Raw genomic sequence first — 8,887 nt, 5'->3', positions numbered from 1 at the left:
GGCTTTTGAATCTTCAACGTATTCAAGGTCACATAGAATGTCTTTGCCCAGAATACCTACCGAGACCGCTGATACATGCCCTTTCATTGGGTTCTTTTTCAGCTTACCGCTCGCAATAAGCGACTGAAATGCATCGGCCATAGCCACACTGGCCCCAGAAATAGAAGCAGTACGAGTACCGCCATCCGCTTGAATAACATCACAATCAACCGTGATCATGATTTCACCCATCGCCTTTAAATCAACCACAGCACGAAGGCTACGAGCGATCAAACGTTGGATTTCCATCGTACGACCACCTTGCTTACCACTTGCCGCTTCACGACGAGTACGCGTGTGAGTCGCGCGTGGCAACATACCGTATTCTGCCGTTACCCAACCTTTACCTTGACCTTTCAACCAACGAGGAACGTTCTCTTCAATCGTTGCGTTACACAAAACTTTCGTATTACCGAACTCAACCAACACAGAACCTTCTGCATATGCGGTGTAATTACGAGTAATTTTAATTGGGCGAACTTGGTCCGCTGCGCGATCGTTTGGACGCATAGGGCATATACCTTTATTTGGATGAGACGGAGTGAATTGGGGCAAGATTATATAGGAAATATGAAAGAAGGAAAAGAAAGGGTAGTAAGAGGGGGAGAAAGAGGAAGGCAAGAAGATCGAAGAAAAGTCGGTAGGGGAAACAAATTAGATAGAAAAATCTGCTACTATTGCGCGGTTAATTTTCACCTAATATTGAGACAGGAAAATTCGATGATTTATAGTATGACAGCCTACGCACGTAAAGAAGTGAAAGGCGAATGGGGCACCGCTGTTTGGGAAATTCGCTCGGTAAACCAGCGTTACTTAGAAACTTACTTCCGCATGCCAGAGCAGTTTCGCGGTTTAGAGCCAGTGCTTCGTGAGCGTTTTCGTAAGCGTTTAGCGCGCGGAAAAGTAGAGTGTAATCTGCGTTTTGAAGCAAACCCTGCCGCTAAAGGCGATTTAACCATCAATCAAGATTTAGCTAAGCAAGTGATCAATGCGGCAAATCAAGTGATGTCGTTAACTGGCGAAGAGAGCCGTTTGAACCCATTTCAAATCATGAACTGGCCGGGTGTTATGGAAACACCAGAGCAAGACATGAACAGCATCAACAAAGACCTTTTGGTTGGATTTGATGAAGCAATTAAAGAGTTCATCGAGGCGCGTGCAAGCGAAGGTGCCAACATGAAAGCACTGATCGACCAACGTTTGGCGGCTATTACAGAAGAAGTGGTGAAAGTACGCGCGCGCATGCCTGAAATTTTAGAATGGCAACGTGAGCGTCTATTGAAGAAGTTTGAAGAAGCGAACATTGAACTCGATGGCTCTCGCGTCGAACAAGAGCTTATCTTGCTTGCACAAAAATCCGATGTAGCCGAAGAGCTGGATCGCTTAGATTCACACGTGAAAGAAGCCAATGCTGTGATGAAGAGAGGTGGCGCTTGTGGTCGTAAACTAGACTTCATGATGCAAGAGTTCAACCGCGAATCCAATACGCTAGCGTCTAAATCTATCAGCACCGACATCACTGCATCAGGTGTTGAGTTAAAAGTGCTTATCGAGCAAATGCGCGAGCAGATCCAGAATATAGAATAAAGTTAATTATTTTGAGATCAAAAAAACCAGAGCCATTTTTTGCTCTGGTTTTTTTATTTTTACTGGACAGTTAATCACTTAATTTATAATAGAACCAAGTAAGTCATGAACAACACACTCAGCGCGTAAATCACTGGGTGGACTTGCTTGCCTTTACCCGCAACCACCATCGTAAATGCATAACTGATAAAGCCCATCGCCATGCCGTTTGCAGGAGAGAAACTTAATACTGTAAACATGATGGTAAAGAAGGCAGCAATGCGTGACTCTTTCTTTTCCCAGTTAATTTGACCTAGGCGACCAATCATGTAGATACCAACCACCACCATCGCGGGTGCCACCATCGCAGCAGAGAAGATAGAGAACAGCGGATATAAGAATAGCGAGATTAAGAATAAACCGGCAACCATCACCGCAGCCAAGCCAGTTTTCGCCCCTTGTGAAGAAGCAATACCCGATTCAGAGAATGCGGTAATAGACGTCGTACCTAATACTGAACCAATCACGGTTCCGCCTGCATCAGCAACCAATGCTGAGCGTGCATTCGGTACCTTGCCATCTTTATCGATAATACCCGCATCACGACCAACACCAACAATCGTACTTAGCCCATCAAAGAAATCGACAATCAAGAAGATGATCACGATGAAAAGCAGATCAAACATCTTCTCTGCGGTAAATCCTGAGAAGTTAAAGATCGCACCAAAACTGCCTTCCATACTTGGTGGCATAGTGACAAACTGATCTGGGATCGGCGCGTGATTGGTGCCCAAGAAAATATCAGCAAGAATGGTTAAAACGATCGCTGAAACAAACGAAATGAACGTCGCCAGTTTAATATCACGAACCATACAGCCCAAAGCTATAAAAATACTGATGAACGCGATCAACACTTGTGGATTAGTAATATCTCCCATACCGACAAGAACAAACGGATTCGACACAATGATGCCTGCGTTCTTTAAGCCTAGAAAAGCGATAAATAGGCCGAGAGAAACGGTAATCGCCAACTTAAGATCTTCGGGAATCGACTCAATCATGGCTTTGCGCAAGTTCGTCATTGAAAGAATTAGATAGAGCACACCTGATAAGAAAATACCAAACAACGCTTCATGCCAAACCAAAGCGACAGAGCCACTGAACAATAGCCCTTTAAAAAAGCCGTTCATACTCATCCCTGGTGCAAGCATCACAGGGTAATTACCAAATACGCCCATCACCAGCGTTGCAAGCGCAGCCGCCAGTGCGGTAGCGGTAAAGATGGCACCACGATCCATACCAGGAATATCACCTAGAATCGCTGGGTTAACCGCGAGGATGTAACTCATGGCCAAAAAAGTAATAAAGCCGGCATACAGCTCTGTGCCAATGGTGGATTTTCTTTCGGTAATTTTGAAGGTTGACTCAAGAAAAGAATCAGACGCTCTATCCTTAATACTAGTATCGATGCTCACAACGGAACCCTATTCAGTTAATTTAAAAATTCGGTGGGATTATCACGCTGAATATGAAGGTCCGTTTAACAGCGACACAACCAAAAATGACTGTAGCAACCGAGTTAGGCTCAGTAGTAGAAACGTTTAGACCAAATCACTAAACATATACAGTGCGATAAAACTTTGGCGCGAATTTTAATCGCTCCGGTGAATAATTCAATGATTTTCGACATGAATTAAGAATAAAAATTACACAATAAATCAAACGCTTGATAAACAAGCAAACGATTGCCAAAATATTCATTATCCTGCCTTTTTTACTCTTTACGAATCCGCATTTCTCACTCATACCAACCAATAAAGAGTGATGTGATTGCCCAGACCATTCTCTTGTCCAAAACACGTAAAACATGCTACTCTTCGCCTCCATTTTTCTGGCCTAAAAAACCACCAATTTACTCGATAAATCGACCAATGATTTATCCCCTTGGTGACGATAATTTGGGTCAGTGCTATCTTTAATTGAAGACGAAGCACTTTCGACTTCCATTCAACCAAACGTGGAACAGTACAAATGGGCAAAGGTACTCTATATATCGTATCTGCACCTAGCGGCGCAGGAAAATCTAGCTTGATCTCAGCGATGCTAGAAACCAATCCAACCTATGCTATGAAAGTATCGGTTTCTCATACGACTCGCGGCATGCGTCCGGGTGAACAAGATGGCGTTCACTACCATTTCGTACAGAAAGAACACTTTGAAGACCTGATCGGTAAAGGCCAGTTTTTAGAATACGCAGAAGTATTTGGTAATTACTACGGCACTTCTCAGGTTTGGATTGAAGAAAATTTAGAAAAAGGCATTGATGTCTTTCTTGATATTGACTGGCAAGGCGCTCGTCAAATACGCGAAAAAATGCCACTGGCTCGCAGCGTTTTCATTCTACCGCCTTCAAATGGCGAGCTTGAACGTCGCTTAAATGCTCGCGGTCAAGACAGCGATGCTGTGATTGCCAAACGCATGGCAGAAGCAAAAGCAGAGATCTCTCACTACAATGAATACGACTACGTGATCATTAATGATGACTTCGATGCCGCTCTGATGGACTTTAAAGCCATTATTCGCGCCGAAAGATTGAAACAAGATAAACAAGCAGCCAAGTATAAAGGCATGCTTGACGCACTTTTGGCTGAATAATCGACCTGACTAGCCAAAATACGCGAAATGAATATAGCGGCTCTGAGAATTCACACTCACTCTTAGCGCCTTTAATACACAAGATCCTTTAGGATCAAATCTATTTAATCGCTAGAAAGTATTGATATAAGCTTGTATACTTTCTCGTCATTAAAAATTTAAGTTAACTAATTGGAGTCCTCATGGCACGCGTAACTGTTCAAGATGCTGTTGAAAAAGTAGGTAATCGTTTCGACCTAGTTCTTATTTCGGCACGCCGCGCTCGTCAAATGCAGACTGGCGGTAAAGATTCATTAGTGCCAGAAGAGAATGATAAGCCAACGGTTATCGCTCTACGCGAAATCGAAGAAGGGCTTATTACTAAAGATGTTCTAGACGCACGTGAGCGCCAAGAGCAACAAGAGCAAGAAGCAGCAGAACTCGCAGCAGTCAGTAGCATCGCTCACACTCGCTAGCTTGTCCGCAAAGAACTTGTCCACGAAGAACTGGCTTGCTAGTGATTTCTTTGTACATTTCTTTGCAAAGTAAAGTAAGTTGCTTATTACCATTAAACAACCTGCCGGGCCTATAATTTGTATCTATTTGATAGCCTCAAAGACGTTGCCCAAGAATACCTAACAGAGCCTCAAATTGAGGCTCTGCGTCAATCTTATGTGGTAGCAAGAGACGCCCATGAAGGGCAAACCCGCTCAAGCGGTGAACCATACATCATCCACCCTGTTGCTGTGTCTCGTATCTTAGCTGAAATGCGCCTGGATATTGAAACTCTACAAGCTGCTCTCCTTCACGATGTCATTGAAGACTGTGATGTCACAAAAGAAGATTTAGAAGCGCAGTTTGGCAATACAGTTGCAGAACTCGTTGATGGTGTGTCTAAGCTGGATAAGCTTAAATTTCGAGATCGCAAAGAAGCTCAAGCTGAAAACTTCCGTAAGATGGTCCTTGCAATGGTGCAAGACATCCGCGTTATTTTAATCAAGCTTGCTGACCGTACTCACAACATGCGTACATTAGGTGCATTGCGCCCTGATAAAAAACGTCGCATCGCTCGTGAGACTCTTGAAATATACTCTCCTTTGGCGCATCGCCTTGGTATCCACAATATCAAAACAGAGCTAGAAGAGCTGGGTTTTGAAGCGCTCTACCCTAATCGCTATCGAGTCCTTCGAGAAGTGGTCAAAGCCGCGCGTGGCAACCGAAAAGAGATGATTCAGCGCATTCACAGTGAGATTGAAGGCCGCCTAGAAGATTTTGGGCTCAAAGCTCGAGTGTTCGGACGCGAGAAAAACCTTTATTCCATCTACAACAAGATGAAAACCAAAGATCAGCGATTCCATACCATTATGGATATCTATGCGTTCCGTGTGGTCATCGACAGTGTAGACACCTGTTACCGCGTTCTTGGTCAAGTTCACAGTTTGTATAAGCCTCGCCCTGGTCGCATGAAAGATTACATTGCGGTTCCAAAAGCCAATGGTTATCAATCTTTACATACCTCAATGATTGGCCCTCACGGTGTTCCAGTTGAAGTACAGATTCGCACTGAAGACATGGACCAAATGGCCGACAAAGGTGTCGCTGCGCACTGGTCATATAAAAATGACAGTGATCGCACTGGCACAACAGCGCAAGTGAAAGCTCAGCGCTGGATGCAAAGCCTACTCGAACTTCAGCAAAGTGCCGGTAACTCTTTTGAGTTCATTGAAAACGTGAAATCTGATCTGTTCCCAGATGAAATTTACGTCTTCACACCAAAAGGTCGCATCGTTGAACTGCCTGCAGGGGCAACCGCTGTCGACTTTGCGTACGCGGTGCATACCGATGTGGGCAATATGTGTGTCGGTGCTCGTGTCGATAGAAACCCATACCCACTGAGCAAATCGCTAAAGAACGGGCAAACCATCGAAATCATCAGTGCACCGGGCGCGCGCCCAAATGCAGCCTGGCTTAACTATGTGGTGACTTCTCGAGCCCGCACTAAGATTCGTCAAGTACTGAAAACCATGCGTCGTGAAGAATCGGTCACACTGGGTCGTCGTCTGCTTAATCACGCACTCGGTGATCAGTCGATTTCCGATGTCAGTGAAGACAATATTCAACAAGTGCTGAGTGACCTAAAAATCCCGACATTGGAAGATTTATTGGCCGCTATTGGTCTTGGTGAACTCATGAGTATCGTCATCGCTCGACGCTTGCTAGGCGATAGCGATGAATTAACCGAAGTGATCACCAAAGATGGAAAGCCTAAGAAGAAACTGCCAATTCGAGGGGCTGAAGGAATCCTACTGACGTTCGCGAAATGTTGTCACCCAATCCCTGATGATCACATCATAGCGCACGTCTCTCCAGGTCGTGGCCTTGTGGTCCACCGCGAAACGTGTCCGAATGTTCGCGGGTACCAAAAAGAACCCGATAAGTACATGGGCGTTGAATGGACCGAAGATTACGAGCAAGAGTTCATTACCGAGTTAACGATCGATATGCAAAATAGCCAAGGGGCTCTAGCAGAATTGACCAATGTTATCTCTAAAACGGGCTCGAATATTCACGGAATTTCAACGGAAGAGCGTGACGGTCGCTTATATACCATCACCATGCTACTGACAACGAAAGATCGTGTGCATCTTGCTGGGATCATGAAGAAGATTCGAGTGATGCCTCAAGCGTTGAGAGTTCGACGCAAGAGAAACTAGCTTGTTTACGCCTTTAAAATGCGCTCATAATTGGGCGCATTTTTACAATATCGGCACAATAAAATCATAATGAAAAAGATTAGAAACCTATGAATTTAGAACGCTACCAACGCATTCAAGATGTCCTCAAAGCTCGTCAAACCGACCTCACTTTGTGCTTGGAAGAAGTCCATAAACCCAATAACGTTTCGGCGATTATCCGTACCGCTGATGCAACCGGTATTCACAAAATCCATGCAATTTGGCCTAGTGCTCAGATGCGTACACTCAGCCACACCTCAGCAGGCGCAAGAAACTGGGTAGAAGTCGACACACACAACGACATTATTGATGCAGTCGCCGAATTCAAAGCACAGGGCATGCAGATTTTAGTCACGAACCTATCTGATACCGCGGTTGATTTTCGCGAGATTGATTACACCAAACCGACCGTCATCATTCTTGGCAATGAAAAGGTAGGAGCCTCCAAAAAAGCACTAGAGCTTGCTGACCAAGACATCATCATTCCAATGATGGGCATGGTGCAATCACTCAATGTGTCAGTGGCGAGCGCGATTGTTTTATACGAAGCGCAGCGCCAACGCCAAGAAGCGGGCATGTACGATCGAGAAGAGAGCGCTATTCCCGAAGAATCGATTCACCGTACGCTATTTGAACGCGGTCACCCGGTACTTGCGAAAGTCGCGAAACGTAAGAAATTGCCTTACCCACCTCTGGATCACGAAGGACAAATCGTGGCCGATGAAGCTTGGTGGAAAGAGATGCAAAAAGCATAAAAGCTGAGTCGAAAAGAAGCTGATAAGAAGCTGATAAGAAGCTGATAAGAAGCCTAAAATAGGACGGAAATAGGTTCAATACAGGGTAGAAACCGAAGATGGGCCTCTTTTCCACCCTATTTCCTGCCTTCTCTTTCCATCTTGTTTCCATTTTTGACTGTACAAAAACACAGCCCAATGGTTAACTAGGTTTATCCACCGACGGCTGCCTTATGAGCGAATTTTATGTCCCAACTTCTTTCCGCTATCCCTCTCACTTCACTGTCTGGTGTTGGTGCTAAAGTCTCAGAAAAGCTGGAAAAAGTTGGCCTCAATACGGTTCAAGATTTGCTGTTTCACCTTCCCTACCGCTACGAAGATCGTACGCGTGTTTACCCGATTGCAAAGCTTCATGCCGGGTTATGGGCCGCGGTACAGGGCAAGGTAATGTCTGTCGATACCATTTTTGGCAAACGAAAAATGCTCGCCGTTAAAATCAGTGATGGCAATGGCACCATTACTCTACGATTTTTTAACTTTACCGCGGGTATTAAAAACAATTTTTCAGAAGGGAAATGGGTTCACGCTTACGGTGAAATAAAACGGGGAGGAATGGGCCTTGAGATCATTCACCCTGACTTTAAATTTTCATCTCCAGAGCAGAGCCCAGATACCGAGCAAACATTAACACCTGTTTACCCAACCACTGATGGGTTAAGACAATTAACACTTAGGAACATCACAGATCAAGCACTGGCGTTGCTCGATAAAGCGGCCGTACAAGAACTGTTACCTGCAGGGCTTTACGACCACCAACAAACGCTCGCTCAGGCGCTGCATACGATTCATCGACCGCCACCCACTATCGATCTAGAGCAATTTGATGAAGGCAAGCACCCAGCTCAGCTTCGGCTGATCATCGAAGAATTATTGGCGCAAAATTTATCCATGCTCGCTGTCCGAAGCAAAGGTCAACAAGACCATGCTATCGCGCTGCCGGCCGTTGATACACTCAAGAAACAGCTGCTCGAACAGCTTTCCTTTACCCCAACCAATGCGCAATCAAGAGTGGTGAGTGAAATCGAGCATGATCTCGCACTAAGTCATCCAATGATGCGTTTAGTGCAAGGGGATGTCGGTTCCGGTAAAACCCTAGTGGCAGCGCTGGCAGCAGTTCGA

The 8,887-nt window shown here is 45.1% G+C and carries 8 protein-coding genes and 1 riboswitch; of the genes, 6 read left to right on the top strand and 2 right to left on the bottom strand.

Annotated elements, in window-relative coordinates:
* The coding region (rph, locus tag ACP45E_RS08570) for a ribonuclease PH (protein ID WP_069584889.1) at positions 1-549 on the bottom strand (549 nt) is incomplete at its 3' end.
* 210 nt (positions 550-759) lie between these two features.
* Between rph and ACP45E_RS08565 the strand changes: the two genes are divergently transcribed.
* Positions 760-1,626: a YicC/YloC family endoribonuclease gene (locus ACP45E_RS08565; RefSeq protein ID WP_017037134.1), complete on the top strand. Its 867-nt coding sequence runs from the start codon at positions 760-762 to the stop codon at positions 1,624-1,626.
* An 83-nt stretch (positions 1,627-1,709) separates the two neighbouring features.
* Here ACP45E_RS08565 and ACP45E_RS08560 read toward each other — a convergent pair whose 3' ends face one another.
* Complete coding sequence (locus ACP45E_RS08560) at positions 1,710-3,080, bottom strand: NCS2 family permease (RefSeq protein ID WP_017037135.1); 1,371 nt, start codon at positions 3,078-3,080, stop codon at positions 1,710-1,712.
* Positions 3,081-3,153: 73 nt separating this feature from the next.
* Positions 3,154-3,253: riboswitch (purine riboswitch) on the bottom strand.
* A 383-nt stretch (positions 3,254-3,636) separates the two neighbouring features.
* Between ACP45E_RS08560 and gmk the strand changes: the two genes are divergently transcribed.
* From gmk to ACP45E_RS08535, 5 genes are all read left to right on the top strand, one after another.
* Positions 3,637-4,260 carry a guanylate kinase gene (gmk, locus tag ACP45E_RS08555; protein ID WP_017036307.1) on the top strand — a complete coding sequence of 208 codons (624 nt, stop codon included), beginning with the start codon at positions 3,637-3,639 and terminating at the stop codon, positions 4,258-4,260.
* Between the two features lie 182 nt (positions 4,261-4,442).
* Entirely contained in the window at positions 4,443-4,715 is a 273-nt protein-coding gene (rpoZ, locus tag ACP45E_RS08550; RefSeq protein WP_004735648.1) for a DNA-directed RNA polymerase subunit omega, read from the top strand.
* A gap of 117 nt (positions 4,716-4,832) precedes the next feature.
* Complete coding sequence (gene spoT, locus ACP45E_RS08545) at positions 4,833-6,953, top strand: bifunctional GTP diphosphokinase/guanosine-3',5'-bis pyrophosphate 3'-pyrophosphohydrolase (protein WP_017036306.1); 2,121 nt, start codon at positions 4,833-4,835, stop codon at positions 6,951-6,953.
* 89 nt (positions 6,954-7,042) lie between these two features.
* Positions 7,043-7,729, top strand: coding sequence for a tRNA (guanosine(18)-2'-O)-methyltransferase TrmH (gene trmH / locus ACP45E_RS08540; protein ID WP_069584887.1), 687 nt, complete (start codon positions 7,043-7,045; stop codon positions 7,727-7,729).
* A 225-nt stretch (positions 7,730-7,954) separates the two neighbouring features.
* A partial coding sequence (locus tag ACP45E_RS08535; protein WP_241824289.1) for an OB-fold nucleic acid binding domain-containing protein occupies positions 7,955-8,887 on the top strand: 933 nt, incomplete at its 3' end.

This window comes from Vibrio genomosp. F10 str. 9ZD137 (genome assembly GCF_049974785.1).
GTDB lineage: Bacteria > Pseudomonadota > Gammaproteobacteria > Enterobacterales > Vibrionaceae > Vibrio.
Note: the sequence above shows the minus strand (reverse complement) of the source record. Positions and strands in the feature narration are given on the sequence as shown.